Source organism: Pseudomonas aylmerensis (assembly GCF_001702265.1).
In the GTDB taxonomy this organism is placed as follows: domain Bacteria; phylum Pseudomonadota; class Gammaproteobacteria; order Pseudomonadales; family Pseudomonadaceae; genus Aquipseudomonas; species Aquipseudomonas aylmerensis.
This window is the reverse complement of record NZ_MAUE01000012.1, coordinates 172,307-197,011: the sequence shown is the minus strand read 5'-3', so window position 1 is coordinate 197,011 and position 24,705 is coordinate 172,307. Positions and strand designations below refer to the sequence as shown.

26 protein-coding genes and 1 pseudogene are annotated in these 24,705 nt (G+C 62.0%); 16 read left to right on the top strand and 11 right to left on the bottom strand.

The genetic code is table 11. The features are described from left to right. Positions 1–115 precede the first annotated feature (115 nt). Together BBG20_RS09175 and BBG20_RS09170 are read right to left on the bottom strand one after the other, a co-directional pair. Complete coding sequence (locus BBG20_RS09175) at positions 116–370, bottom strand: TIGR02647 family protein (protein WP_010207442.1); 255 nt, start codon at positions 368–370, stop codon at positions 116–118. Positions 371–555: 185 nt separating this feature from the next. Further along, positions 556–840 carry a hypothetical protein gene (locus BBG20_RS09170; RefSeq protein WP_065902429.1) on the bottom strand — a complete coding sequence of 95 codons (285 nt, stop codon included), beginning with the start codon at positions 838–840 and terminating at the stop codon, positions 556–558. 126 nt (positions 841–966) lie between these two features. Between BBG20_RS09170 and BBG20_RS09165 the strand changes: the two genes are divergently transcribed. Next, on the top strand, positions 967–1,626 hold the full coding sequence (locus tag BBG20_RS09165) for a glutathione S-transferase family protein (RefSeq protein WP_065902427.1): 660 nt from the start codon (positions 967–969) through the stop codon (positions 1,624–1,626). Between the two features lie 92 nt (positions 1,627–1,718). Here BBG20_RS09165 and argH read toward each other — a convergent pair whose 3' ends face one another. After that, positions 1,719–3,113, bottom strand: coding sequence for an argininosuccinate lyase (argH, locus tag BBG20_RS09160; RefSeq protein ID WP_065902425.1), 1,395 nt, complete (start codon positions 3,111–3,113; stop codon positions 1,719–1,721). A gap of 389 nt (positions 3,114–3,502) precedes the next feature. Between argH and BBG20_RS33485 the strand changes: the two are divergent. The 8 genes and pseudogenes from BBG20_RS33485 to BBG20_RS09125 form a co-directional block, all read left to right on the top strand. Then, positions 3,503–3,619: pseudogene (locus BBG20_RS33485) on the top strand (sensor histidine kinase); the annotation flags it as partial. Continuing rightward, a complete protein-coding gene (locus BBG20_RS09155; RefSeq protein ID WP_065902423.1) occupies positions 3,616–4,362 on the top strand; it encodes a LytR/AlgR family response regulator transcription factor in 747 nt (248 codons plus the stop codon). The pseudogene BBG20_RS33485 and the gene BBG20_RS09155, both read left to right, overlap by 4 nt. Positions 4,363–4,500: 138 nt before the next feature. Continuing rightward, on the top strand, positions 4,501–5,442 hold the full coding sequence (hemC, locus tag BBG20_RS09150) for a hydroxymethylbilane synthase (protein WP_065902421.1): 942 nt from the start codon (positions 4,501–4,503) through the stop codon (positions 5,440–5,442). Continuing rightward, positions 5,439–6,188 carry a uroporphyrinogen-III synthase gene (locus tag BBG20_RS09145; RefSeq protein ID WP_065902419.1) on the top strand — a complete coding sequence of 250 codons (750 nt, stop codon included), beginning with the start codon at positions 5,439–5,441 and terminating at the stop codon, positions 6,186–6,188. The genes hemC and BBG20_RS09145 overlap by 4 nt, the downstream gene beginning before the upstream one ends. Positions 6,189–6,226: 38 nt before the next feature. Next, positions 6,227–7,342, top strand: a complete 1,116-nt coding sequence (locus BBG20_RS09140) for a uroporphyrinogen-III C-methyltransferase (protein ID WP_065902417.1) — start codon at positions 6,227–6,229, stop codon at positions 7,340–7,342. Positions 7,343–7,347: 5 nt separating this feature from the next. Beyond that, entirely contained in the window at positions 7,348–8,589 is a 1,242-nt protein-coding gene (locus tag BBG20_RS09135; protein WP_065902414.1) for a heme biosynthesis protein HemY, read from the top strand. A 237-nt stretch (positions 8,590–8,826) separates the two neighbouring features. After that, complete coding sequence (locus BBG20_RS09130) at positions 8,827–9,348, top strand: disulfide bond formation protein B (protein WP_065902411.1); 522 nt, start codon at positions 8,827–8,829, stop codon at positions 9,346–9,348. A 210-nt stretch (positions 9,349–9,558) separates the two neighbouring features. After that, the gene (locus tag BBG20_RS09125) at positions 9,559–10,017 is read left to right on the top strand and encodes an Rsd/AlgQ family anti-sigma factor (protein ID WP_065902409.1); all 459 of its coding nucleotides are present in this window, start codon (positions 9,559–9,561) and stop codon (positions 10,015–10,017) included. A 54-nt stretch (positions 10,018–10,071) separates the two neighbouring features. Here the strand turns inward: BBG20_RS09125 and BBG20_RS09120 are convergent, their stop codons facing one another. Next, positions 10,072–10,749, bottom strand: a complete 678-nt coding sequence (locus BBG20_RS09120; protein ID WP_065902408.1) for an FKBP-type peptidyl-prolyl cis-trans isomerase — start codon at positions 10,747–10,749, stop codon at positions 10,072–10,074. A 193-nt stretch (positions 10,750–10,942) separates the two neighbouring features. On the opposite strand from BBG20_RS09120, the gene BBG20_RS31670 reads away from it, so the two are divergent. Then, positions 10,943–12,184 (top strand): AlgP family protein, encoded by a 1,242-nt coding sequence (locus BBG20_RS31670; protein ID WP_083221351.1) that lies wholly within the window; start codon positions 10,943–10,945, stop codon positions 12,182–12,184. Here BBG20_RS31670 and BBG20_RS09105 read toward each other — a convergent pair. Next, positions 12,181–12,648 (bottom strand): TIGR02444 family protein, encoded by a 468-nt coding sequence (locus tag BBG20_RS09105; RefSeq protein WP_065902404.1) that lies wholly within the window; start codon positions 12,646–12,648, stop codon positions 12,181–12,183. The genes BBG20_RS31670 and BBG20_RS09105 overlap by 4 nt on opposite strands. 50 nt (positions 12,649–12,698) lie before the next feature. On the opposite strand from BBG20_RS09105, the gene BBG20_RS09100 reads away from it, so the two are divergent. The 3 genes from BBG20_RS09100 to BBG20_RS09090 all read left to right on the top strand — a co-directional run bounded on the left by BBG20_RS09100 (position 12,699) and on the right by BBG20_RS09090 (position 15,903). Beyond that, positions 12,699–14,609 carry an ATP-binding cassette domain-containing protein gene (locus BBG20_RS09100; RefSeq protein ID WP_065902402.1) on the top strand — a complete coding sequence of 637 codons (1,911 nt, stop codon included), beginning with the start codon at positions 12,699–12,701 and terminating at the stop codon, positions 14,607–14,609. Next, positions 14,609–15,181 carry a mechanosensitive ion channel family protein gene (locus BBG20_RS09095; protein WP_065902400.1) on the top strand — a complete coding sequence of 191 codons (573 nt, stop codon included), beginning with the start codon at positions 14,609–14,611 and terminating at the stop codon, positions 15,179–15,181. The genes BBG20_RS09100 and BBG20_RS09095 overlap by 1 nt, the downstream gene beginning before the upstream one ends. Positions 15,182–15,270: 89 nt before the next feature. Next, positions 15,271–15,903: a LysE family transporter gene (locus tag BBG20_RS09090; RefSeq protein WP_065902398.1), complete on the top strand. Its 633-nt coding sequence runs from the start codon at positions 15,271–15,273 to the stop codon at positions 15,901–15,903. Positions 15,904–16,044: 141 nt separating this feature from the next. On the opposite strand, the gene BBG20_RS09085 is transcribed toward BBG20_RS09090, so the two are convergent. From BBG20_RS09085 to BBG20_RS09070, 4 genes are read right to left on the bottom strand one after another with little or no spacing between them, the layout of a single operon-like run. After that, positions 16,045–16,788 carry a penicillin-binding protein activator LpoB gene (locus tag BBG20_RS09085; protein WP_065902396.1) on the bottom strand — a complete coding sequence of 248 codons (744 nt, stop codon included), beginning with the start codon at positions 16,786–16,788 and terminating at the stop codon, positions 16,045–16,047. A 3-nt stretch (positions 16,789–16,791) separates the two neighbouring features. Then, the gene (lpoB, locus tag BBG20_RS09080) at positions 16,792–17,379 is read right to left on the bottom strand and encodes a penicillin-binding protein activator LpoB (RefSeq protein ID WP_015886479.1); all 588 of its coding nucleotides are present in this window, start codon (positions 17,377–17,379) and stop codon (positions 16,792–16,794) included. Between the two features lie 29 nt (positions 17,380–17,408). Next, positions 17,409–17,780, bottom strand: a complete 372-nt coding sequence (locus tag BBG20_RS09075; protein WP_008439304.1) for a YcfL family protein — start codon at positions 17,778–17,780, stop codon at positions 17,409–17,411. 10 nt (positions 17,781–17,790) lie between these two features. After that, positions 17,791–19,188 (bottom strand): COG3014 family protein, encoded by a 1,398-nt coding sequence (locus BBG20_RS09070; protein ID WP_065902394.1) that lies wholly within the window; start codon positions 19,186–19,188, stop codon positions 17,791–17,793. A gap of 268 nt (positions 19,189–19,456) precedes the next feature. Here BBG20_RS09070 and BBG20_RS09065 point away from each other — a divergent pair, with 268 nt between their 5' ends. Together BBG20_RS09065 and BBG20_RS09060 are read left to right on the top strand one after the other, a co-directional pair. Then, complete coding sequence (locus BBG20_RS09065) at positions 19,457–21,352, top strand: FTR1 family protein (RefSeq protein WP_065902392.1); 1,896 nt, start codon at positions 19,457–19,459, stop codon at positions 21,350–21,352. 2 nt (positions 21,353–21,354) lie between these two features. After that, on the top strand, positions 21,355–21,810 hold the full coding sequence (locus BBG20_RS09060) for a YaiI/YqxD family protein (protein ID WP_065902390.1): 456 nt from the start codon (positions 21,355–21,357) through the stop codon (positions 21,808–21,810). A gap of 188 nt (positions 21,811–21,998) precedes the next feature. Here the strand turns inward: BBG20_RS09060 and elbB are convergent, their stop codons facing one another. Further along, positions 21,999–22,664: an isoprenoid biosynthesis glyoxalase ElbB gene (elbB, locus tag BBG20_RS09055; protein ID WP_065902388.1), complete on the bottom strand. Its 666-nt coding sequence runs from the start codon at positions 22,662–22,664 to the stop codon at positions 21,999–22,001. 116 nt (positions 22,665–22,780) lie between these two features. On the opposite strand from elbB, the gene BBG20_RS09050 reads away from it, so the two are divergent. Continuing rightward, the gene (locus BBG20_RS09050) at positions 22,781–24,016 is read left to right on the top strand and encodes a sterol desaturase family protein (RefSeq protein WP_065902386.1); all 1,236 of its coding nucleotides are present in this window, start codon (positions 22,781–22,783) and stop codon (positions 24,014–24,016) included. On the opposite strand, the gene BBG20_RS09045 is transcribed toward BBG20_RS09050, so the two are convergent. Next, the gene (locus BBG20_RS09045; RefSeq protein ID WP_065902385.1) at positions 23,997–24,632 is read right to left on the bottom strand and encodes a DedA family protein; all 636 of its coding nucleotides are present in this window, start codon (positions 24,630–24,632) and stop codon (positions 23,997–23,999) included. The genes BBG20_RS09050 and BBG20_RS09045 overlap by 20 nt on opposite strands. Positions 24,633–24,705 lie beyond the last annotated feature (73 nt).

Genomic DNA, 24,705 nt, shown 5'->3' with positions numbered 1-24,705 from the left:
AGCCAGTAGCGTAGGAGGTTTAGAGGGAAATTGTTTTTGGCGCCAGAATTTTGTGGCGTCCACGGCGACGCCCCCGGAATCCGCAGAGCGCGGACTCCATGGGCGGTCTCAGGGGTCAGGCAGCTTCTTTGGTGGTGGCAGTGGTGAGGATGGTCAGCAGCGTTTGAGCCTGCTCTGCAGCGTCCCGGCCAAGGCTGGTCAGGTAGCCCCCGTCTGGCTGGTCGATAAGTCCTTTCGCATGAAGGCGTTTGGCAGCGGCGATGGCAGTGGGAGCGGCGGTCTGGTGGACTTTCAGACCTTCCTTGGTGCTGTCCAAGGGGAAGAGTACAAGGATTTCCAGTTCGGCAACCAACTCAGGGGTATACGACATAAGGACTCCAGACTTTCTAAAATTTATTAGAGGCTAGCAGGGCATAAGGTGAACGCACTTTGCCGGGCTGTCCAGTAGGAGCAAGCGCGCTCGCGAAAAACCTGAGAGCGCCGCGTGTATTCAGGCTGCTCATGTTGGCGTTGGCGGTTTTCGCGCGCAGGCTGGCTCCTGCCAGGTCTGGTGACTTAGTTGTTTTCCGGAGGCAGCTCTGGCAGTGCCCGCAGCGCTGTTTCGTACCATTCGGTATCGAATGCGCGGTCTTCTTCGAGCATCTTGTCGATTTCCACGGCCAGTACATGGGCCATGAGATTCAGAACGTCGTCGCGCTCATAGCCCACCAGCGTCAGCTTGTTGAAGGTGGCTTTGGCGGCAGGCGGGTTGTCGCTTTCGATCTGGTTTTCGATGGCCTGGGTCAGCGTACTTTCGGTGAACTCTTCTTCGTCGCTGTCGATATCGGTCGGCTCGCTCATGGCAGGCTCCTGTAGGAAAGGGCGCCAGTCTACCCCCATTCAAGCGGTTGATGCTGCTGGCAAGGCCAGGCCCGGGGAGCTATAACGCTTGCAGCCAACCCCATTCCCGGCCTGGAGGCAATCGCAATGCTCAAGCTCTACGGATTCTCGGTCAGCAACTACTACAACATGGTCAAGCTGGCGTTGCTGGAGAAGGGGCTGCCTTTCGAAGAGGTGCCTTTTTACGCTGGGCAAACCCCCGAAGCCCTGGCGGTCAGCCCGCGCGGCAAGGTCCCGGTGCTGGGCGTCAAGCAGGGCTTTATCAACGAAACCAGCGTGATCCTCGAATACATCGAGCAAACCCAGGAAGGGCCTTCGCTGCTCCCGGCCGAACCGTTCCAGCGCGCCCAAGTGCTGGCGCTGTGCCGAGAAATCGAGCTGTATATCGAATTGCCGGCTCGCGCCTGTTTCGCCGAAGCCTTTTTCGGCATGCCGGTGCCGGAGGCGATCAAGGAAAAATCCAAGGCGGAGTTGTTGCTCGGGGTTGGCTCATTAGGCCGGCACGGTAAATTCGCGCCGTTTGTGGCGGGGGAGAGCTTCACGATTGCGGATCTGTATTTCATGTACAGCGTGAACCTCGCCTGCGCGGTGGGCGAGAAGCTGTTTGGCCTGGATCTGCTGGCTGAGATGCCGAAGGCTAAAGTGTTGCTGGAACGTTTGCACGGGATGCCCAACGCGCAGAAAGTGGCGGCGGACAGGGAAGCGGCGATGCCGGCGTTCATGGCCATGGTGGCGGCGAAGAAATAGCGACGCTCACACTTGTAGGAGCCGGCTTGCCGGCGATGGCGGCCTCAAGATCAACAGCGATCTCAAGGACCTCATCGCCGGCAAGCGAGTGCTTAGCGGCTGGCGAGCAGGGCCTGGCCGCGCGCGACGGCAGCCTTCACCTGCGCCGGTGCAGTGCCGCCCATGTGGTTACGGGCATTCACCGACCCTTCCAGGGTCAGTACCGCGAACACGTCCTGCTCGATCTGGTCGCTGAATTGACGCAGCTCTTCCAGGCTCATTTCCGCCAGGTCCTTGCCGGTGTCCACGCCGTATTTCACGGCGTGGCCGACGATTTCGTGGCAGTCACGGAACGGCAGGCCACGGCGTACCAGGTAGTCCGCGAGGTCAGTCGCGGTGGAGAACCCGCGCAACGCCGCTTCACGCATGATCGCGTGCTTGGGCTTGATCGCCGGGATCATGTCGGCAAACGCGCGCAACGAGTCGCGCAGTGTATCGGCGGCGTCGAACAGCGGTTCCTTGTCTTCCTGGTTGTCCTTGTTGTAGGCCAGCGGCTGGCCTTTCATCAGGGTCAGCAGGCCCATCAGCGCGCCGAACACGCGGCCGCTTTTGCCGCGTACCAGCTCGGGCACGTCGGGGTTTTTCTTTTGCGGCATGATCGAGCTGCCGGTGCAGAAGCGGTCCGGCAGGTCGATGAACTGGAATTGCGCACTGGTCCACAGCACCAGCTCTTCGGAGAAGCGCGACAGGTGCATCATCGCGATGCTCGCGGCGGCGCAGAATTCGATGGCGAAGTCACGGTCCGACACGCCGTCCAGGGAGTTGCCGCCCACGGCGTCAAAACCCAGCAGTTGCGCGGTGTATTCGCGGTCGATCGGGTAGGTGGTGCCGGCCAGTGCGGCGCTGCCCAACGGCATGCGGTTGGCGCGCTTGCGGCAATCCACCAGGCGCTCGTAGTCGCGGCTGAGCATCTCGAACCAGGCCAGCAGGTGATGGCCGAAGGTCACGGGCTGTGCGGTCTGCAGGTGGGTGAAGCCGGGCATGATGGTGTCCGATTCACGCTCGGCCTGCTCCAGCAGACCTTTTTGCAAGCGGGTGATTTCGGACAGGATCAGGTCGATTTCGTCACGCAGCCACAGGCGAATATCGGTAGCCACCTGATCGTTGCGGCTGCGGCCGGTGTGCAGCTTCTTGCCGGTCACACCGATGCGGTCGGTGAGGCGGGCCTCGATGTTCATGTGCACGTCTTCCAGGTCGACGCGCCAGTCGAACGTACCGGCTTCGATCTCGCCGCGAATCGTGGTCAGGCCGTCGATGATGCTGTCGCGCTCGGCGTCGGTCAGCACGCCGACCTTGGCCAGCATCGTCGCGTGGGCGATGGAGCCCATGATGTCGTGGCGGTACAGGCGCTGGTCGAAGGTGACGGAGGCGGTGAAGCGGGCGACGAAGGCGTCGACGGGTTCACTGAAGCGGCCGCCCCAGGACTGGTTGGTCTTGTCGGTGCTCATGGATTCGCTCGTGATCTGCTTAATAAAGAGGCATGGAAGTGTGCCGGCGATAATAACAGGGTTGCCCGTTGAGGCGGTGCTGCGGGTCGTCGGCATTTTTATTTGTGCAAAGCTGGCTAAGTGCCTTGCCGTCGAACGCGTCCGGGAAGAGACTGGGACAAGGGTTTATTGAAACGATATTTGACGATTGAGCAATGTCGTCTCAGTGAGCGTCTACAGTTGGACTGATAGTGTGTGAATGCACCAAAGTCGGGTGATGCGGTCATAGCCCAGACTAACCATTAAAAAGGGGGGTATTCGGATTGTGTATCAGCAAACCCTACGACAGTGCCCGCAGGCAGCAGGTCTTGGGCGCTATTGAACAGGTCCGGGTAAATATGGGTGCCGCTGTCGGGGCACTTTTTGCCGCTCGCGCTAGTCTTAGCGTGGATCGCTGTGACGCAAGTCACCGCACCTGTCTACGCTATCCTTGTGCGAGACTCACGCAGGAATCCAGCGCAATATGAATGTCCTGATCGTTGATGACGAACCCCAAGCCCGCGAGCGACTGAGCCGTTTGGTCAGTGAACTCGAGGGTTATACAGTCCTTGAGCCGAGCGCCACCAACGGGGAGGAGGCGTTGGCGTTGATCGACAGCCTCAAGCCCGATGTGGTGCTGCTCGATATCCGCCTGCCGGGCCTTGATGGCCTGCAAGTTGCCGCCCGCCTGAGTGAGCGAGAATCGCCACCTGCCGTGGTGCTGTGCGCGGCCCAGGAAGAGTTTTCCGCCGACACGCTCGAAGCCAGCGGTGTCAGCTTCCTCACCAAACCCGTGGCTGGCGAGGCGTTGCTCAAGGCGCTGAAAAAGGCCGAGCGGCCCAATCGCGTCCAGCTCGCCGCACTGACCCAGCCCGCCGCCCAAAGTGGTAACGGGCCACGCAGCCACATCAGCGCCCGTACACGCAAAGGCATCGAGCTGATTCCGCTGGGCGAGGTGGTCTATTTTATTGCCGATCACAAGTACGTGACCCTGCGCCACCAGGGCGGCGAAGTGCTGCTCGATGAGCCGCTCAAGGCGCTCGAGGATGAATTCGGCGACCGCTTCGTGCGGATCCACCGCAACGCGCTGGTGGCCCGCGAGCGAATCGAACGCTTGCAGCGCACACCCCTGGGGCATTTCCAGCTGTTCCTCAAAGGGCTGAATGGCGATGCATTGATCGTCAGCCGACGCCATGTCGCCGGTGTGCGCAAGATGATGCAACAGCTTTAGCCTGGGGCCTGCGGCGATGCCTGTACCTCTTATCCCGGTGCGACGCGGCCAGGGAGGCCCCGCACTTGCTGATTCAAATCAAAGCGTATTTGCCTGAGCTGTTATTATCTGCCGTATCTATTCAGTACGGATTGATCCATGTCCTCTCGCGAAATCCGCATCGCCACCCGTAAAAGCGCCTTGGCCTTGTGGCAGGCCGAATACGTCAAAGCACGCCTTGAGCAGGCCCATGCCGGCCTCAAGGTGACCCTGGTGCCCATGGTCAGTCGCGGCGACAAGCTGCTGGACTCGCCGCTGTCGAAGATCGGCGGCAAGGGCCTGTTCGTCAAGGAACTGGAAACCGCGCTGCTGGAAAACGAAGCCGACATCGCCGTGCATTCTATGAAAGACGTGCCCATGGATTTCCCTGAAGGCCTGGGCCTGTTTTGCATCTGCGAGCGTGAAGACCCGCGCGACGCCTTTGTTTCCAACACCTACGCGTCGTTGGATGAGCTGCCGCTGGGCAGCATCGTCGGCACGTCCAGCCTGCGTCGCCAGGCACAGTTGCTCACTCGCCGCCCGGACCTGCAGATTCGTTTCCTGCGCGGCAACGTCAACACCCGCCTGGCCAAGCTGGATGCCGGCGAATATGACGCGATCATCCTTGCCGCGGCCGGCTTGATCCGCTTGGGTTTCGAAGACCGCATCACCTCGGCCATCAGTGTCGAGGACAGCCTGCCGGCCGGTGGGCAAGGCGCAGTGGGCATCGAATGCCGCACCGCCGATGCTGAAATTCACGCCTTGCTCAAACCCCTGGACCACCGCGACACCGAAGTGCGCGTCACGGCCGAACGCGCCCTGAACAAGCACCTCAACGGCGGCTGCCAGGTGCCGATTGCCTGCTACGCCGTGCTCGAAGGCGACAATCTGTGGCTGCGTGGCCTGGTAGGCGATCCGGACGGCGGCACTCTGCTGACTGCCGAGGTGCGTGGTCCGCAGCGTGATGCCACGGCCCTGGGGATCCAGGTGGCGGAGGAGCTGCTGGACAAGGGCGCTGGCGCCATCCTGCAAAAAGTCTATGGCGAGGCCGGCCCGCAGTGACCGGATGGCGACTGCTGCTGACGCGGCCTGCCGAGGAATCAGCAGCCCTGGCTTCGGCATTATCAGACGCCGGAATCTTCAGCAGCAGCTTACCCTTGCTGGACATCGAGCCCTTTGCTGTTACCCCCGAGCAGCAGGCCGTGTTCCGCCACCTCGACCGTTACTGCGCAGTGATCGTGGTAAGCAAACCGGCCGCGCGCCTTGCCGTGCAACAGCTGACCCAAGCCTGGCCGCAGCTGCCATGGTTCAGCGTCGGCGGCGCCACCGCGCAGGTGTTGGCCGAGCACGGCCTAAACGTTGACTACCCCCAGTCTGGTGATGACAGCGAGGCCTTGCTTCAATTGCCTGCGTTGCGCGAGGCTATCGCGCGCCCGGATGCACGGGTGTTGATCCTGCGCGGCGAGGGGGGCCGGGAGTTGCTGGCTGAGCGTTTGCGTGAGCAAGGTGCTAGTGTCGACTATCTGGAGTTGTATCGTCGTTTCTTGCCGGACTATCAGGCGGGAGTACTGATGCAACGCATCCAGTTGGAACGCCTGAACGGCCTGGTGGTCAGCAGTGGGCAGGGTTTCTTGCACTTGCAGGCCCTGGCTGGCGCCGATTGGTCTCAAGTGGCCCGGCTTCCGTTGTTCGTGCCCAGTCCGCGAGTCCAGGAGATGGCGCGGGCCGCAGGCGCAGAAAAAGTGGTGGATTGTCGCGGCGCGAGTGCCGCGGCTTTGTTAGTGGCGTTGGGCAGCTGTGTCTTGTGACGGCCGCCCCCACTCTCTGATACGCAAAGGACGGATACGTGAGCGAAACAGCCTTGCCTAAAGATGAAACCCAGCCCGCACTCGATGCGCCGGCTGAGTCACCGGTCACCGCGCCGCGCCGTGGCAATGGCCTGGCAATCGTCGCCCTGCTGCTGGGTGCTGCCGGCGTTGCCGCAGGCGGTTGGGGGATCGTGCAGGTCCGCGCCTTGCAAGCCAGCAGCCAGCAACAGCTGGGGCAGGTGCAGACCCTCGACGACCAGTCCCAGACCCTCAAGCAAAGCCAGCAGCAACTGGCGGCGCGCCTGGCCCAGTTGCCGGGTGCCGATGAGCTGGAGGAGCGTCGCCGTCTGGTCGCGCAACTGCAGGGTGACCAGCAACGCTTGAGTCAGCGGCTGGAAACCGTGCTGGGCGCCAGCCGCCAGGATTGGCGTTTGGCTGAGGCCGAGCATTTGATTCGCCTGGCGAGCCTGCGCCTGTCGGCCTTGCAGGACATCAACAGTGCGCAGTCGCTGGTGCAGGGCGCCGACGAGATCCTTCGCGAGCAAAGCGATCCGGGCTCTTATGCCGCTCGCGAGCAATTGGCCAAGAGCCTGGCCGCGCTGCGCAGCACTGAGCAGCCAGACCGCACCGGGCTGTACCTGCAATTGGCGGCCTTGCGTGACCAGGTTGTGCAATTGGCGGCCATCGCCCCTGAATATCAACTGACCGATCCCGCTTCCCAAGGGCGCCCGACCACCGATACCGAGAGTCGTTGGAGCCAGTGGTGGGAGCAGATTTCGCGGTACTTCCGCATCGACTTCAACCCTGACGACAACATCCGTCCGTTGCTGGCCGGCCAAGGCCTGAATCAGGTACGCCTGGCCCTGAGCCTGGCCCTGGAGCAAGCACAGTGGGCCGCGCTCAATGGCGAGTCGGCGGTCTACAGCCGCTCGCTGGGCGAGGCGCGCAGCGTGCTGCAGGACAACTTTAACCAGGACAACCCGCAAAGCAAGGCGATGCTGGCACGTATCGCCGAGCTTGAGCCCAAGGCCGTCTCGGTGGTGACCCCGGACCTGGCCGCGAGCCTGGCCGCCGTGCAGGCGTACCTTGACCGTCGTCATCTGTCTGCCGACGAAGCCAAGGCGGCCGCGGGCACGCCGGCAACCCAGGAGTAGAGCCGATGAAGCGTTTCTATGTGATCCTGGTGCTGGCGATTGCGATCGCCCTGGCACTGGCCGTGGGCATTTCCAAGCACACCGGCTACGTGCTGATTACCTACCCGCATGTGCTGCATTACGAGTCGAGCCTGTGGGCCACCTTGGTGGCCGTGTTTGCCATCGGCCTGGCGATCTACCTGATCCGCGTGTTGTTGAGCCTGGTGACCACCTCCGGTGGGGTGGTCAACCCGTGGTCGCGGCGTAACCGCAGCCGCCGCGTGCAGATTGCCATCGAGCAAGGCCAGATGGACCTCGCCGAGGGCCGCTGGGCAAGCGCCGAGCGCCATTTGCACCGTGCCGCCGAAGCCGAGCGCCAGCCATTGCTGTATTACCTCGGCGCCGCTCGTGCCGCCAATGAGCAAGGCCGCTACGAAGAGGCTGACGGCTTGCTCGAACGTGCCCTGGAGCGTCAGCCCCAGGCCGAGCTGGCGATTGCCTTGAGCCACGCGCAGCTGCAGCTGGACCGAGGCGATACGGAAGGCGCGTTGACCACCTTGCAAGCGATGCACGAACGTCACCCGCACAATGCGCAGGTGTTGCGTCAATTGCAGCGCCTGCATCAGCAGCGGGGCGACTGGTCATCAGTGATCCGCCTGCTGCCGGAACTGCGCAAGGACAAGGTGCTGCCTGCCAGCGAGTTGGCCGAACTCGAGCGCCGCGCCTGGGGTGAAAACCTGAGCCTGGCTGCACAGCGCGAAGACCAGGGTGAAGCGGGCTTGCAGTCACTTGAGCGGGCCTGGCAACAACTCACCTCTGCGCAGCGGCAGGAGCCGCAATTGGTCCTGGCCTATGCCGAGCAGTTGCGTCAGTTGGGTGCCGACGAGAAGGCCGAAGAAGCGCTGCGTGGCGCGATCAAGCGCGGCTACGACAGCCACCTGATCCGTCTCTACGGCCTGTTGCGTGGCAGTGATCCCGCCCGCCAGTTGAAGTTTGCCGAAGGTTGGCTCAAGGACCATCCCGGCGATGCCAGCCTGCTGTTGACACTGGGCCGCTTGTGCCTGCAAAACAGCCTGTGGGGCAAGGCGCGTGACTACCTGGAGAGCAGCCTGCAGGTACAGCGCAATCCGGAAGCCTGTGCCGAACTGGCGCGGCTGCTGGCCCAACTGGGCGACACCGAGCGCAGCAACCAGCTGTTCCAGGAGGGGCTGGGCCTGCTGGATAGCCGCTTGCTGGCGTCACCGCTGCCGGTACCTGCGCGAGTTTGAAGTAGGATGTTATCCAAGGGTTGGCTCAGACAAATCTGATAGCCAACCCTTCAATGTCTCGCAAACGCGTTGGCTAGAGCCTTTATAGGCATGCTCCTACGTTCAATAGTTTGAAGTCTTCCATCCTCTGACGGGTTGTCCTTATCCTCTTGCGGAATCGTCTGCTCTAGCATGTATTGAAAGGGGTCGGGCCTTTCCTCTACCGTATTGACCTATATTTCGCGGTGCGGATAAAGCATGTCTTTGGCCCCTTCACGTTCCTTGTTTTTCCTTGCATTCCTGGCAGGTGGGCTGACGTTGGGTGCGTCCTTCTACCTGGAATTTGGCGCGTCGTTGCGGCCTTGTTTCCTGTGCCAGTTGCAAAGGGTCTTCCTGGCGGCCTTCACGCTGATCAACCTGGCCGCCGCGCTCTACAGCCCCAAGCGTTCTGCCATCTACCTGTACGGTTTGGCGAGCATGGGCTGCGCATTACTCGGCGCCATCACTGCCGTGCGCCAGGTACTGTTGCAAAATGCCGCACCCGACCAGGCTGGCGACTGCTGGCCGAGCCTGCAATACATGATCGAAAACCTGTCGCTGTGGCAGGCATTGCAATCGGCCGTCAAAGGCACGGTTGATTGCGTTGATATCAACTGGACGTTGTTCGACCTGAGCCTCCCCGAGTGGAGCCTGCTGTTCTTCCTGGGCATGCTGATCCTGGGCGCTACGCAGTTTTCGCGGCTGATTTCGAGCCAGCGTTTGCGTCCTGCTCGGCACTGAAAGGCCGTCACACTTTGCAGAAGGGGATTAAACACTTGTATGAACTTTCTCTCCTGCGTACCTTGAAGCCACAGTCATGCGGGCATAATCTGGCCCGCACGCGTTAATGAAACCGTTTGTCAGATGTGGCCTTGTCCGGCTGCCGCTTTAATCCTTGAAGTGTTGCGCGGGCACCAGGCAGCAGCGCCCCTATAGGGAAGAGAGATCATCATGCTGGAAAGTTGTCAGAATGCTCAGGAACGCTGGGGTGGGGTGCACAAGCTGATCGACAGCTGGTTGAAGGCACGTCACGAACTGGTTCGGGCCTTTGATGCTCTCGGCGCCAAGCCCGAGGCACTGGCTGAGAACCGCGAACCGTTGCAGGATTTCTGCGCTGTGTTGGTGGACTACGTATCGGCTGGACATTTTGGTGTCTACGAGCAACTGACCAAAGAAGCGGAAGCTTTTGATGATCAGCGTGGTCTGGAATTGGCCGAGACCCTTTACCCACGTATCGATGTGATCACCGAAAAGTTGCTCGCGTTCACCGACCTGTGTGATGCCGGTAACTGTGTCGCCGAAAAATTCAAGGAGCTGGGTGGCCTGCTCCATGAGCGTTTCGAATTGGAAGATTGCCTGATCGAAGTGCTGCACAACGCCCACAAGGAAGAGGCGGCCACCCAGGCCTGACCTTTGCTGGCGGGATAAAAAAACGGTGCGCATTGCGCACCGTTTTTTATTGGGTCAGTGACGAGTACCGAGCAATTCGATCTCGAACACCAGCGGCGTATACGGCGGGATCAACTCGCCGGCGCCGTCGGCGCCATAAGCCTGGGCTGAGGGAATCACCAGGCGCCATTTCGCGCCCACTGGCATCTGTTGCAGCGCGCTGCTCCAGCCACTGATCACGCTGTCGAGGCGAAACCATTGGGGCTGCGTGCTCTGATCGAACACCGTGCCATCGGGAAGGCGTCCCACGTATTTCACTTGGACCTGATCACTGGCCAACGGCTTGTTGCCCGTGCCGGCAGTGAGTTCGGTGAGCAGGATGCCATCCGCCAGTTCGCGCACACCTTTTGCGGATTTTTCCTTGGCTAGAAATTGCTGTTCGGCGGCCAGTGCTTTTTCACTTTGGGGTGCCTGCGCGTCGGCTTCGGTTTGCGCTTCGTGCTGGGCCAGAAGCTGCTCGATACGCGCGTTATCCAGCGCCAGCGGTTTGCCTTGATAGGCCTGCTTGAGGCCGTCGATCAAGGCCTGGATCTGCAAGTCCGGAACCTCCTGGCGCAGGCGTTCGCCGAGGCTGGCACCCAGGCTGTAGGCGAGGTCGTGTTGATCCTGCGCGGTGGTTTTCGCCGGTGATTGCTCGCCCGCATTGGCCATCGAGATTGCCAGGCCAAGCACAAGAAAAAGGTAACGCGACATGAGCATTTCTCCCGCCGAAAGTGCGACGGATTATGCCAGTGTGGGAGCGTAAAAAGTGCCGCGCATTTTCGTTATATCGATAAGAATTTTCGTACGTTGCAACGCAAGGCAAACGATACTGTCAACATGCCCTAGCGGCGGTAAGAGCAGAGGGCTAGTATGAGCCGCACCCACGTCAGCCAGGAGGTAAACCATGTCGGCCAAACAGAAGCCTGTTAATACCCCGTTGCATTTACTCCAACAACTTTCGGGCAGCTTGCTCGAACACCTGGAAAGCGCCTGTTCCCAAGCGTTGGCCGATGCAGAAAAGCTGCTCGCCAAGCTGGAAAAACAACGCGGTAAAGCGCAAGAAAAGCTGCACAAATCCCGCACCAAACTGCAAGACGCCGCGACTGCCGGCAAGGCCAAGGCACAAGCCAAAGCCAAAGACGCTGTCAAAGAACTTGAGGACTTGCTGGACGCCCTCAAGGATCGCCAAGCTGAAACCCGCACTTACATTTCCCAACTCAAAAAAGATGCTCAGGAAAGCCTGAAACTGGCCCAGGGCGTTGGTCGTGTGAAGGAAGCCGTGGCTAAAGTGCTGGGCGCTCGTACCCCTGCAAAAGCCGTTGCCGCCAGCTCGGCGAAAAAGCCGGCAAGCAAGGCCGTTGCTGCGAAACCAGCCGCCAAGCCAACTGCTAAAACCGCTGCTGCAAAATCAGCCGCCAAGCCAGCTGCCAAAACTGCTGCTGCAAAACCAGCTGCTAAAACCGCTGCTGCGAAACCAGCCGCCAAGCCAGCTGCTAAAACCGCTGCTGCAAAACCAGCCGCCAAGCCAGCTGCTAAAACCGCTGCTGCAAAACCAGCCGCCAAACCAGCTGCTAAAACCGCTGCTGCAAAACCAGTCGCCAAGCCAGCTGCCAAACCTGCTGCTGCAAAACCAGCCGCCAAGCCAGCTGCTAAAACCGCTGCTGCGAAACCAGCCGCCAAGCCAGCTGCTAAAACTGCTGCTGCGAAACCAGCGGCCAAGCCAGCCGCTAAACCTGCTGCAAAGCCAGCCGCTAAGCCAGCTGCTAAAACCGCTGCTGCAAAACCAGCCGCCAAGCCAGCTGCCAAACCTGCTGTTGCAAAACCGGCCGCCAAGCCAACTGCTAAACCTGCTGTTGCAAAACCGGCCGCCAAGCCAGCCGCTAAACCTGCTGCTGCAAAACCAGCCGCCAAGCCAGCCGCTAAACCTGCTGCTGCAAAACCAGCCGCTAAGCCAGCTGCGAAACCTGCTGCTGCAAAGCCAGCCGCTAAGCCAGCTGCGAAACCCGCTGCAGCCAAGCCAGCTCCGGCAAAGCCAGCGACCCCGGCAGCACCTGCGACTACCGCAGCGTCCAGCGCTCCAACCGCACCGACCAGCAGCACTCCTGCACCGGTAGCGCCAAGCACCACCCCAACCAGCGCTTCCTAAGCGCCGGTGGCCGCGACGCGCAGCTGCTGCAGCGCGTTGTGGTCAAGGTTGGCGGCATCCTCAGCCGCCAGTCCTTCAAGCCATCGCGGTTGCCCCGCCACGTCATCCCCCGGCCATGCTTGCGCCAGCGCTTCCAGGCGCTTGAGCAGTGTGCGTTCGGCATCCAGTTCCAGGGCCTTGACCCGTTCGCGTAACGCCGCCACTGCCTCATCCTGCTGCGCCATGGCCCGCCATTGTGTGCGCACGTGCCGTAACGGTCCGACCACCTGTGCCTGCCAGGGCCCGGCAATCTGTTTCAGCGCCTGGATACGTTCGGGTGTCGGCGCTACAGCGCGCCGTTCCAGCCACGCGCCGCAGAGCAACAGGCACACATCTGCACCTTGCGCCTGCATACGCAGGCAAGCGGCTTCGCACCCTGGGCGGGCGTAAGTCGAGAGGGCAAAGCTCCACAGGTCAGCGCACATATTCACACCCAAGCCAGCGGCCAACGAAGCTGGTAGACTCCGCCGCCATTATGATCCGACTTCAAAGCCTAACATTACAGCGTGGCCCGCAACGTCTTCTTGAAGACGCCGAGCTGACCCTGCACGCCGGTCACAAAGCCGGCCTGATCGGTGCCAACGGCGCCGGCAAATCCACGTTGTTCGCCTTGTTGCTGGGTGAGCTGACCCCGGATTCCGGGGACTGCCTGCTACCGGCTGACTGGCGCATCGCCCACATGCGCCAGGAGATCGACACCCTGGACCGCATCGCGATCGACTACGTGCTCGATGGCGATCTGCGCCTGCGCCAGGTGCAACACGACCTGGCCGAGGCCGAGAAAGCCCAGGACGGCGCGGCCCAGGCCCGCCTGCACTCGGAACTCGACAGCGCCGACGGCTACACGGCCGACGCCCGCGCCCGCAAGATGCTCGCCGGGCTGGGTTTCACCAACGAACAGATGGACCGCCCGGTCGCCGACTTCTCCGGCGGCTGGCGCATGCGCCTGAACCTGGCCCAGGCGCTGATGTGCCCCTCGGACCTGTTGCTGCTCGATGAACCGACCAACCACTTGGACCTCGATGCGATCCTGTGGCTGGAAGACTTCCTCAAGAGCTACCCAGGCACCTTGCTGCTGATTTCCCACGACCGGGATTTCCTCGATGCCGTGGTCGACAATATAGCCCACGTCGAACAGAAGAAAATCACTCTCTACCGGGGCGGCTACACTGCGTTTGAACGCGCGCGTGCCGAGCGCCTGGCCCAGCAGCAACAGGCCTACGAGAAGCAACAGGCGCAACGTGCGCACATGGAAAGCTACATCGCCCGGTTCAAGGCCCAGGCCACCAAGGCCCGCCAGGCCCAGAGCCGGATCAAGGCCCTGGAGCGCATGGAAGAGCTGTCGGCGGCCCACGTCGATTCGCCGTTCGATTTCGTGTTCCGTGAGTCGGTGAAAATCTCCAGCCCGCTGCTCGACCTTTCGGATGCACGCCTGGGTTATGGCGACAAAACCATCCTGGAGAAGGTCAAGCTGCAGCTCACGCCGGGTGCACGCATCGGTTTGCTCGGGCCTAACGGTGCGGGCAAGTCGACGCTGATCAAGAACCTGTCCGGCGAGTTGCAGCCCCTGGCCGGCCGCCTGACCCGTGGCGAGAACCTGGTAGTGGGCTATTTCGCCCAGCATCAGTTGGACTCCCTCGACTCCAAGGCCAGCCCGTTGCTGCACCTGCAGCGCCTGGCGCCGACCGAGCGCGAGCAGACCCTGCGCGACTTCCTCGGCGGTTTCGACTTCCGTGGCGCGCGCATCGATGAGCCGGTGCTGAATTTCTCCGGCGGCGAAAAAGCCCGCCTGGCCCTGGCCTTGATCGCCTGGGATCGCCCGAACCTGCTGCTGCTCGACGAACCGACCAACCACCTGGACCTGGAAATGCGCCTGGCGCTGACCATGGCCTTGCAGGAGTTCAGCGGTGCGGTATTGGTGGTGTCTCACGATCGCCACTTGCTCAAGAGCACCACCGACAACTTCCTGCTGGTGGCGGATGGCAAAGTCGAAGAGTTCGACGGCGACCTGGACGACTACGCGCGCTGGCTGACGGATTACCGCCTGCGCAACGCGCCGGTGAGCAACACCCCGGTCAACCCGGACAAGACCGACAAGAAAGCCCAACGCCAGGCCGCTGCTGCGTTGCGCCAACAGTTGGCGCCGCACAAGCGTGAAGCCGACAAGCTGGAAGCCGAGTTGGGCAAGGTGCACGAGCGCCTGGCCAAGATCGAGACCAGCCTGGGCGACAGCGCCGTGTACGAGGCTGCGCGCAAGGATGAGCTGCGCGACCTGCTTGCCGAACAGGCCAAGCTCAAGGTGCGTGAAGGGCAACTGGAGGAAACCTGGATGGAAGCCCTCGAGTTGCTGGAAACCCTGCAGGCGGAGCTGGAGGCGCTGTCCTGATGGAAGCGTTGCAGCTGCCGATACCGACGCAATGGGTCGAGCCCGTGTGGATCGGTGTGCAAATCCTGTTGATCCTGCTGGCCGGCTACCTCGCCCAGCGCTTTGTCGCCAAGGGGCTGACGCGCCTGGGCGAACGCTACCCGCTGCCGCCGCAATTGCTGATGCCGCTGCGCGGCGGCTTGCGCTGGCTGATAATGGGCAGTGCGCTGATCTTCGTGCTGGGCCGCCTGGGAGTGTCGGCCACGGTTTTGTGGACCGCGCTGTCGGGGTTCGTGGCGGTGGCGGCGGTGGCGTTCTTCGCCATGTGGTCGGTGCTCTCCAACCTGCTGTGCGCGATTCTGATCTTCACCGTCGGGCCGTTTCGCCTCGGTGATATCGTCGAGCTGGTGGATACCGTCGACAAACCCGGCGTGAAGGGGCGGGTGGTGGCGATCAACCTGCTCTACACCACGCTGGTCGAAGTGGCAGAAGCCGGCACTGACAGCGCGATGGTGCAGGTCCCCAACAGCCTGTTCTTCCAGCGCTCGGTGCGGCGTTGGCCAGGGACTCACGTGTTCCCCGGCGATCGCTAGTATTCACATCTTGTAAAAAATCTATAGCCAGCCTTTGGTCGGCGGAGTTAGCTTTAGGCATAACCGCTAACTCTTCCCTGAGGTGTGTAATGGCACTCGACACATGGCTGGCCTTTTTCGTGGCCAGTTGGATCATCTCCCTTTCCCCCGGCGCCGGTGCCATCGCGTCGATGTCCAGCGGCCTGCAATACGGTTTCCTGCGCGGCTATTGGAACGCCATCGGCCTGCAACTGGGCCTGGCGATGCAGATTGCCGTGGTAGCGGGTGGCCTGGGAGCGATTCTGGCGGCATCGTCTACCGCGTTTTATGCGATCAAATGGTTCGGCGTGGCCTACCTGGTGTACCTGGCCATCAAGCAATGGCGTGCCTTGCCCATGGACATGAGCGAGGACGCGACGATACGCCCGATCGGCAAGCCGATGGCGATGATGTTCCGTGGTTTCCTGGTCAACGCCAGCAACCCCAAGGCCTTGGTGTTCATGCTGGCGGTGCTGCCGCAGTTCGTGAACCCGCAGGCGCCGCTGCTGATCCAGTACCTGATCCTCGGCGCGACGATGATCAGCGTCGACATGATCGTGATGGCGGGCTACACCGGGTTGGCCTCGAAAGTGTTGCGTCTGTTGCGTACACCGAAGCAGCAGAAACGCATGAACCGCACGTTTGCCGGGTTGTTCGTGGGAGCGGCGGGTTTCCTCGCCAGCTTGCATCGCGCGACGGCGTAACTGACGAAACCGGTTAAAAAATGTGGGAGCGGGCTTGCTCGCGAATGCGCAGTGTCAGTCACCAGATGTATTGACTGATCCACCGCATTCGCGAGCAAGCCCGCTCCCACATTGGTTTTATGTCGGTAGCGGGATTTTCATTCAGCGCAGGATCTTCGGCGCTTCATCCCGTGGCAGGTTATTGCGCAATGCCGGCTGCCCAGGTTGTTCCTGATAACCACCACCCAGTTGTTCGGCCAGCTGCCGCGCAACATCCTCACCCAAGGCTTTCGACACCTCTTTAACCACGCGTGGTCGGTTCAGGCTGACGCGTACGTCACGGTTGTTGACCAGCTTGGTGTCCTGGCCTTCGCCCATGGCGGTGAACGCCGAGGTGATCTCGTAGGTGCGCGTGTTGATCAGGCTGAAATCCGCCACCAGCGTCAGGCCCAGCACCGCCGAGTAACTGTTGGTGTGGTCCAGGGCGTTGATGTCCTGGGTAAAGTCGATGTCCGACAGCGTGCCGAACAGCACATAGTCCGCGCCCTTGAAGTGACCGGCCTTGATGCGCTTGATCACGTCGTAGACGTCACCCTTGGCGTCGGCAGTGTAGGGCGTGCCCTGCACCAACTGGAACTGCCGGGACTTGAGGATCTCGCCCTTGATATCACCGCTGAACTTGCGCAGCTCGGTCTGCTCGATGTAGCTGGTACGGCTTTCGTACTCGCTGTAGTTCGAGGACCCGCTGGCGTGGTAAGCGCTGGCCTGGAAGTTGTTATTGGCCGACACCTGGTGAATGTATTCCTCGACCCGCGCCTCATAGGCCAGGTCGGTCACCGCGATCTTCGGGGCGGCCGAGGCGCCAAAGGCGCACAGCAGGCCAATCATGCCGATCCATGCACGCATTGCTTAGCGCTCCGTAGTCTTGCGGATTTCTTTTTCGTCCATCCATTCGGCCAGGCCGCTCTCGACGTCGATCAGCTGCAGGCTGAACTTGTAGAACACGTCCTTGTAGTCCGAGCTGCGCTTGACGATGGAGCTGATCGAGCCTTCCAGGCGGTACTTGGCGGCGACCATGTTGCCGGTCTTGCTCACGGTGGACTTCTTGTACAGGCCGCTCTGGTTCTGCAGCTTGAGCTGGTCGACCTGGCTTTGCATGTCGGTGTTGTCGCTCGCGAAGCGCGCGGTGCCGGTTTTCATCAGCTGGGTCTTGATCGACGTGGTGATCTCGCGGGTGTCGATGTATTCGCTGGTCTTGTTCTTCACGTCATACACCTGCACCACCGGGCGGCCCTGCAGGATGCCGGACTGGGCCAGGGAGCGAGTCATGCTTTCGGCGATCATCTGCAGGTCGGTGGAGCCGAACTCGTTGGTCACCAGTTCCACGGCCTTGGTGTCGCCGTAGCTGATGTTCTTGCCGCCCAGTACCGGCGAGGTGTTGGCGCAACCGCTGGCCAGGACGGCCACCACGGCGAGGATCGAGAAGCGTGCAAACATGGGGAAATCTCTCAAAAAGGGTGGACGGCTCAAGGGGTTTTGACTTCGAGACGGAAGTCCGCCGCTTGCGGCAGATTGGCGATGGCCGGCAGGAAGGTTGCCTGGTTGGCGTACAGGTTCAGCACTTTCCAGGTTTCTTCGTCGCCCACCGGGAAGCCGTCGGCGCCCAGCCAGGCGAAGCGGTAATACATCATCTGGTTGCTGCTGGTGATGTTGCTCAACTGCACCTTGGCGGTGAGGAAGCCATTCTCGCGCGCGACGCGAATGGCGCCGACGGCGATGCCCTTGAACTTGCCCATCACCACGATTTTGCTCGCGGCGCTGCCAGGCTCCGGCGGCGGCGGGGTGGCGCAGCCGGCGAGGAGGACCAGCGCCAGGGCGCCGAGGATGAAATGACGCATAGCGTGCTCCTTAAGGTTGTTTGAGGGTGGCAATGGCCTGGGGCGGCGTGCTCGGCACCACATGGGCCGCAAGCCCGCCGGCGAACACCTGGTTGCCGACCACGCGCAGTGTGATTACCTGGTAACGCTGGTCGGCCTTGACCGTCACTAGCGTGCCGCCCAGGGCGTTGGGCAGGCTGACCTGGTGTTCGCCATGCTTGAGGCGCAGGCGAGTGACTTGGGTCATGTCCGGCAGGGTGCGCCAGGTGCGGGTGTCGGCGCCTTCGGTCACGGCCGAGGCAATACCCAGCACCAGGCCCGCCATCGGGTTGGTCTTGTTCAGGTTGTTTTGCGCCACGCCACGGGTGACTGCCCGCACGGTAGTGCGCAGGATAATGCCGGGCATGTCATCGCGCAGCGCACGGCGGGACATGGCCGTGGTGCTGTTGAGCGCGGTGAGGTTCTGCTGCTGGCCGTCGATGCCGATCTGGGCGAAGGTGGCCGTGGAGGTGTCGGCCTTGATTACCGGGAACGACAGCGGGGTGATCACCAGGTTGCCATTGATCGGGATCGGCAGCGGCAGGCGAATCGAGTCGCGCGCGGGGGCCAGGCCGCTCTGGACCACGATCAGCACGTCGGTTTCGTCGGCGCCGACCTTGGATTTGTCCAGGTCCAGCAGGGCTTGTTCCAGCAGCTTGGTGTTGGGGCGCAGCTCGGCGGCCTTGCGATAGCCGGGCGCGGCCAGGTCTTTTTCACCCAGTGCTTCGTAGACGAAGCCGGCCAGGTAATGGCTGAACGCACTCTGGTAGCTGTTTTTCAGGCCGACCACTTCCGGCGCGTCGAGGGACTCCACCGGGTAGCCGCGCAGGTCTTTCATCTGGGTGGTCACGCCTTCGCGCTGGGCTTCGTCCTCACGCTTGAGGTATTCCTTGTCGCGCAGGTCGGCGATCACGGCTTCGCGCTCGTGGGTCTTCTTGATTTCGGTGCGTGCGCCGTCGAAGTCGTTCAGGGCCAGCAGGTTCAGAGCCATCTGCGTGGTCAGCATGACCTTTTCGTAGTCATAGCCTTCGTAGCGACGCACCTTGTCGTTGACCAGGAAGCTGCCGAACTGGGAGAGGTACTTTTCGCTGTCGAACTTGACCGACTCTTCCCACTTGTAGACTTGCAGGTCGGCGCTGCGCCAGGCGGTCTGGCTGCCGGTGATGTCGCCCTTGGCCCGCAGCAACTCGCCTTTCTCGAAGAAATACAGCAGGTCCTTGTCGTCGCCGCTGTTGTTCTTTTCCAGCAGCGTCAGGGCGCCGTCGACGTTGCCAGTGGCCAATTGCTGGTTGGTGGCTTGCAGCTCGGTGTCGTAGCTGCGGAACATCGAACAACCGGACAGCAAGGTAACCGCCACGAGCGCGAGCGGAGGTAAGGCGCGAAATGCCATGCAACTTCTTCCCTGAAAGTCTTCAGCTGATGTGAGGATTCCTCATAAAAACGAGGAACGAAATTCCCTTTCGCACTAACAGGGCGCGGCATTATAAGCGCCATTACTGGCAAAACAATGGCTTTTTGCTTTGAATGAGTCGACGCGGATGCCACTACTGCGCCGCTGAAATTTCCCGCCCTCGCAAACGACAAATCACTAACGCCTTGAGTCAAATCCTTTAAGGCTTAACAATGTGTTACTTCGTATTTCCCTTTGAGATTCATTCATGACTGCCCCCTTCCGTTTTCTCGCCTGGCTGCTGTTGCCGGCGTTGATGTCGTGCAGCTTCAACCTGTTGGCCGCGACTGCCGAGGGCGCCCCCCAGGCCCTGCATTTGCTGGACTACATTGGCGCCGACTACCCACCGACGGTGGAGGCGGGCAAGGTCATCGATGAGTCCGAATACAGTGAGCAGCTGGAATTTCTCGGCGTGTTGCAGGGCCTGGTCGCCGAGTTGCCGCAGCGCCCCGAACGCGCGGCGCTGGTAAAGGGTGTCGATGAACTCCTGGCCGCGGTAACCGCCCGCCAGGATGGCGGCGCAGTTGCACGCCAGGCGCGCCAGCTCGGTGCCCAGTTGGCGGTGGCGTATGAAGTCAGCCAGGCGCCGGCGATCACGCCCGACCCCACGCGCGGCGCACCGCTGTACGCGCAGCATTGCTCGGTGTGCCATGGCACGGCCGGCGCCGGTGATGGCCCGGCCAGCGTGGGCATGACGCCACCGCCGGCCAACCTGCGCGATGCCGCGCGCCTGGATCGCCTGAGCCTCTACGCGATCTACAACACCCTCGGCCTGGGCGTCGAAGGTACGGATATGCCGTCTTTCGCCGACCAATTGGATGATCGCCAGCGCTGGGACTTGGCCACCTACATCGCCGGCTTCACTGCCGACCCGGCTGCGGCGAAAACCGAGCAACCGTTCAACCTCGCCGACCTGGCCCGCCAGACCCCCAATGAAGTGCTGGCCGCCAACGGCCCATCTGCTGCCGCGACCTTCCGCGCCCAGCGTGCACAGCCGCCGCAGGTCAAGCGGGGCCCGGCGCAGTTGCTCGACTACACCGCCGCGACCCTGGACAAGAGCCTCGCTGCCTTCCGCAACGGCGACCATGACCAGGCCTACGACCTGTCGGTAGCCGCTTACCTGGAAGGCTTCGAGCTGGTTGAGAGTTCGCTGGATAACGTCGACGCCAACGTGCGCAAGGACACCGAGAAGGCCCTGATGGCCTATCGGCAGTCGCTGCAGGACGGTTTGCCGATCGAGCAGGTGCAACAGCGCCTGGACGTGGCCAAGGGCAAGCTCACGGAGTCTGCCGGTCTGCTCGGCAGCGATGGCCTGAGTTGGTCGTTGAGCTACATCTCCGGTTTGCTGATCCTGCTGCGTGAAGGGCTGGAAGCGATTCTGGTGCTGGCCGCGATCCTCGCGTTCCTGCGTAACACCGGCCAGCAATCGGCGGTGCGCAGCGTCAACGTCGGTTGGGGCCTGGCGCTGTTGGCTGGCTTGGCCACCTGGGCGCTGGCCGCGTATGTGATTGACGTGAGCGGCGCCCAGCGTGAATTGCTTGAAGGCTGCACGGCGCTGTTTGCCAGCGTGATGGTGCTGTGGCTTGGCGTGTGGATGCACGACCGGCGCCACGCAGCGGCCTGGCAGGACTACATCAAAAGCAGCCTGGTCGGCGGTGGCGGGCGTTTCGGCTTCGCGATGCTGGCGTTCTTCTCGGTGTACCGCGAGCTGTTCGAAGTGATCCTGTTCTACGAAACCCTGTGGCTGCAGGCCGGCCCGGCTGGGCACAACGCCGTGCTGGCGGGTGGCGCCACGGCGCTGGTGCTGTTGGTGGGCCTGGCCTGGGTGATCCTGCGCGGCTCGGCCAAGTTGCCGCTGGCGCTGTTCTTCGGTATCAACGCGGCGCTGCTGTGCGCGCTGTCGGTGGTGTTTGCCGGGCACGGCGTGAAGGCGTTGCAGGAAGCGGGCATCTTCGGCACGCGGCCGGTGGCGTTCTTTGACTTTGACTGGCTGGGCATCCACGCCGATGCGTACTCGCTGGGTGCGCAGGCCGTGGCAATCCTGGCGATTGCGGTGCTGTACGGCCGCAGCCGCCTGGCCGAAAAGCGCCGAGTGGTGGCATAGGCATGCGCGTCTGGATCGATGCAGATGCCTGCCCGCGGGCGGCCAAGGACCAGGTGGTGAAGTTCGCTTTAAAACGTCAGTTCGAGGTGGTGCTGGTGGCCGGGCAGAGCCAGATCAAGCCGAGCTTTGCTTGCGTGAAATTGATCGTGGTGCCCAGCGGCCCGGACGCGGCCGATGACTACCTGGTGGAGCACGCGGTGCCCGGTGAACTGGTGATCTGCAGCGATGTGCCGCTGGCCGACCGGTTGGTGAAAAAGGGCGTCACGGCTCTGGACCCGCGCGGCAAGGAGTTCAGCCCGGCGAACATGAGTGAACGCTTGGCGGTGCGGAACCTGTTCACTGATCTGCGCGAGCAAGGCCAGATGGGCGGCGGTCCACCGCCCCACGGGGAGAAGGACAAGCAGGCGTTTGCCAATGCGCTGGATCGCCTCCTGACGCGGCTGATGCGCCAGGCCTGACGCCCCTTGTGGCAAACGGGCTTATTGTGGCGAGCGGGCTTGCCCCGCGTTGGGTGGCGCAGCCGCCCTGAAACCAGTCACCCCGTTGTGTCTGAATGACCGCGGTGCCCCACTGGGGCTGCTGCGCACCCCAACGTGGGGCAAGCCCACTCGCCACGGACAACGAGCTGCTTGCCACAATTAACGGGTCAGTCGTTCTCGTGCGTCAGCTCCAGCACGCGATCCACCAGTTTGTTGATGCCTGACGCCACCTCGCTGATGTTCTTGCCCAGCATGTACGCCGGTGTGCTCACCAGCTTGCGCGCCTTGTCCTCGACGATGTCTTCCACCGTGCATTCGTGATGGGTGGCGCCCATCTTGTCGAGGGCGGCGGCGGTGTCGGCATCGTTGCCGATGGTGCAGGTCACGCCAGGGCCGTAGATCTTCGCGGCCAGGGCAGGGGAGATGCAGATCAGCCCCACCGGCTTGCCCGCTTCGGCAAAGGCTTCGGCCAGCTCCAACACCTGTGGGTTGACGCTGCAACCGGCGCCTTCGACGGCAAAGTTCGACAGGTTTTTCGCCGCGCCAAATCCGCCGGGCACGATCAACGCGTCGAACTCGTCGGCGTTGGCGTCGCGAATGTCCTTCACCTCGCCCCGGGCGATACGGGCAGATTCCACCAGTACATTGCGTGATTCGGGCATCTCTTCACCGGTGATGTGGTTGATCACATGCAGTTGCGCAATATCCGGGGCAAAACATTGGACCTGAGCGCCGCGCTGGTCCAGGCGCAGCAGGGTGATCACGCTTTCGTGGATCTCTGCGCCGTCATACACGCCGCAGCCGGAAAGGATCACTGCAATCTTTTTGCTCATGGGCATTTCTCCTAGGGTCTTGGCGTTAAATGTCTACTAATTTGTCATCTGTTGCCAATGGGATCTCGCGCCGCTGCACCTAATCTTGATGTAACAAAAATAGACCGGACCAGACCATGGACTTCGTGCCTTACGCGGTACCGTTTTTCATTGCCTTGATCGTGGTGGAGCTGCTCGCCGATCGTTGGCGCGGGCAGCGCAACTACCGTGTGGCAGATGCCATCAACAGCCTCAGCACCGGCGTGCTGTCCACCACCACGGGCCTGCTCACCAAGGGCGTAGGGCTGTTGACCTACGCGTTTGCACTCAAGCACCTGGCCGTGATCGAGCTGTCGGCCCACAGCGTCTGGACCTGGGTATTCGCCTTCGTCTTCTACGACTTCTGCTATTACTGGCTGCACCGCTGCGGCCATGAGCGCAACATCCTCTGGGCCGCGCATTCGGTGCATCACCAGAGCGAGGACTACAACCTCACCACGGCCTTGCGCCAGACCAGCACCGGCTTTCTGCTGAGCTGGATCTTCTATCTCCCCCTGGCCGTGCTCGGCGTGCCGCTGGTGGTGTTTATCAGCGTGGCGTCGCTCAACCTGCTGTACCAATTCTGGGTGCACACCCGCCATGTGCCCAAGCTTGGCTGGTTCGAATGGTTCTTCGTCACGCCGTCCAATCATCGGGCCCACCATGCACAGAACGCTCTCTACATGGATCGCAACTACGGCGGGGTGTTCATTATTTGGGACCGGCTGTTCGGCAGCTTTCAGGAAGAGGACGACAACGAGCCGGTGATCTTTGGCGTCACCACACCCCTGGCCAGCTGGAATCCGCTGTGGGCCAACCTGCAGTTTTATGCACAGTTGTGGAGTGATGCGCGGCGCACCGAGAGTGTGTGGGACAAGATGCGTATCTGGTTCATGCGCACCGGCTGGCGGCCGGCGGATGTGAAAGCGAAGTATCCGTTGGCCAAGCCGGACCTCGCCCAGTTCCGCAAATTCGAGGTGCCGCTGGACGCGCGCCAGCAGGTGTACGTCGCCCTGCAGTTTGCGGCGTATGTGGGGTTTGGCAGCTATCTGATGAATTTCGGCGAGGGGCTGCCCACGCAGGCGCTGGTGCTGGGCTGGGGCGCGATGGCGTTGGGACTGTTTACCCTGGGCGTCGCCCTGGAGAATCGCCCGTGGGCGCTGAAGGCTGAACTGGTGCGCCTGGCGCTGAATGTGCCACTGGTGTGGCTGGCGCCGCTGGTCGGGCTATGGCCGGCCAGCAGCTTGGGCTGGCTGGGGCTGGCGAGTTACAGCCTGCTCAGCGTGATCGGCCTCTACTGCTGCAGAAGCCGGCTTACTCGGCTGGTGTCTTAGGCGTCTCGACGGGGACCGGCTCGGCGGCGAGCCGGGCCTTGGCATCCTCACACGCCTGGCGCGCAATCCGTGCGTTCTTGAAGCGGCGGCGTAGCCACAGGCCGAAGCCCAGCAGCAGCAAGGCGCCCAGCACCCACAGCTCGTACTTCTTGACGCTGCCGAGCATGCCTTCCAGCACTGCGCCGAAGTGGTAGGCCGCAGCCCCCAGGGCGGCAGCCCAGATCGCGGCGCCGATGCCGTTGAGGATCAAGTAGCGCGCCGGCGGATAGCCCGAAAGACCGATCGCCACCGGCATCACCGTGCGCAACCCGTAGACAAAACGGAAGCTCAGCACCCAGATATCCGGATGCTTGCGGATATGCTCCAGGGCCTTGTCGCCCATCAATTGCCAGCGCGGCTTGCGCGCCAACAGTTTGCGGCCGTGCTTGCGCCCAAGGAAATACCACAACTGGTCGCCGGCGTAGCTGCCGCAGAAGGCAACCACGACCACCAGGTTGATATCCATGTATCCACGGAACGCCAGGAAGCCTGCGAGAACCAGGATGGTCTCGCCTTCGAAGAACGTGCCTAGGAAGAGGGCAAAGTAGCCGAAGTCATGCAGAAATTGTTGAAGCATGGTCTGGGTGCTGGCGAAATGAACGCGCAGCCTACGCCTTCGCGAACATTCATGAAAGTATCGAGATGTGTCA

Coding starts and splice junctions, on each gene's coding strand:
- BBG20_RS09175 (WP_010207442.1), bottom strand. CDS start 370: ATGTCGTATACCCCTGAGTTGGTTGCCGAACTGGAAATCCTTGTACTC.
- BBG20_RS09170 (WP_065902429.1), bottom strand. CDS start 840: ATGAGCGAGCCGACCGATATCGACAGCGACGAAGAAGAGTTCACCGAA.
- BBG20_RS09165 (WP_065902427.1), top strand. CDS start 967: ATGCTCAAGCTCTACGGATTCTCGGTCAGCAACTACTACAACATGGTC.
- argH (WP_065902425.1), bottom strand. CDS start 3,113: ATGAGCACCGACAAGACCAACCAGTCCTGGGGCGGCCGCTTCAGTGAA.
- BBG20_RS09155 (WP_065902423.1), top strand. CDS start 3,616: ATGAATGTCCTGATCGTTGATGACGAACCCCAAGCCCGCGAGCGACTG.
- hemC (WP_065902421.1), top strand. CDS start 4,501: ATGTCCTCTCGCGAAATCCGCATCGCCACCCGTAAAAGCGCCTTGGCC.
- BBG20_RS09135 (WP_065902414.1), top strand. CDS start 7,348: ATGAAGCGTTTCTATGTGATCCTGGTGCTGGCGATTGCGATCGCCCTG.
- BBG20_RS09130 (WP_065902411.1), top strand. CDS start 8,827: ATGTCTTTGGCCCCTTCACGTTCCTTGTTTTTCCTTGCATTCCTGGCA.
- BBG20_RS09125 (WP_065902409.1), top strand. CDS start 9,559: ATGCTGGAAAGTTGTCAGAATGCTCAGGAACGCTGGGGTGGGGTGCAC.
- BBG20_RS09120 (WP_065902408.1), bottom strand. CDS start 10,749: ATGTCGCGTTACCTTTTTCTTGTGCTTGGCCTGGCAATCTCGATGGCC.
- BBG20_RS31670 (WP_083221351.1), top strand. CDS start 10,943: ATGTCGGCCAAACAGAAGCCTGTTAATACCCCGTTGCATTTACTCCAA.
- BBG20_RS09105 (WP_065902404.1), bottom strand. CDS start 12,648: ATGTGCGCTGACCTGTGGAGCTTTGCCCTCTCGACTTACGCCCGCCCA.
- BBG20_RS09100 (WP_065902402.1), top strand. CDS start 12,699: ATGATCCGACTTCAAAGCCTAACATTACAGCGTGGCCCGCAACGTCTT.
- BBG20_RS09095 (WP_065902400.1), top strand. CDS start 14,609: ATGGAAGCGTTGCAGCTGCCGATACCGACGCAATGGGTCGAGCCCGTG.
- BBG20_RS09090 (WP_065902398.1), top strand. CDS start 15,271: ATGGCACTCGACACATGGCTGGCCTTTTTCGTGGCCAGTTGGATCATC.
- BBG20_RS09085 (WP_065902396.1), bottom strand. CDS start 16,788: ATGCGTGCATGGATCGGCATGATTGGCCTGCTGTGCGCCTTTGGCGCC.
- lpoB (WP_015886479.1), bottom strand. CDS start 17,379: ATGTTTGCACGCTTCTCGATCCTCGCCGTGGTGGCCGTCCTGGCCAGC.
- BBG20_RS09075 (WP_008439304.1), bottom strand. CDS start 17,780: ATGCGTCATTTCATCCTCGGCGCCCTGGCGCTGGTCCTCCTCGCCGGC.
- BBG20_RS09070 (WP_065902394.1), bottom strand. CDS start 19,188: ATGGCATTTCGCGCCTTACCTCCGCTCGCGCTCGTGGCGGTTACCTTG.
- BBG20_RS09065 (WP_065902392.1), top strand. CDS start 19,457: ATGACTGCCCCCTTCCGTTTTCTCGCCTGGCTGCTGTTGCCGGCGTTG.
- BBG20_RS09060 (WP_065902390.1), top strand. CDS start 21,355: ATGCGCGTCTGGATCGATGCAGATGCCTGCCCGCGGGCGGCCAAGGAC.
- elbB (WP_065902388.1), bottom strand. CDS start 22,664: ATGAGCAAAAAGATTGCAGTGATCCTTTCCGGCTGCGGCGTGTATGAC.
- BBG20_RS09050 (WP_065902386.1), top strand. CDS start 22,781: ATGGACTTCGTGCCTTACGCGGTACCGTTTTTCATTGCCTTGATCGTG.
- BBG20_RS09045 (WP_065902385.1), bottom strand. CDS start 24,632: ATGCTTCAACAATTTCTGCATGACTTCGGCTACTTTGCCCTCTTCCTA.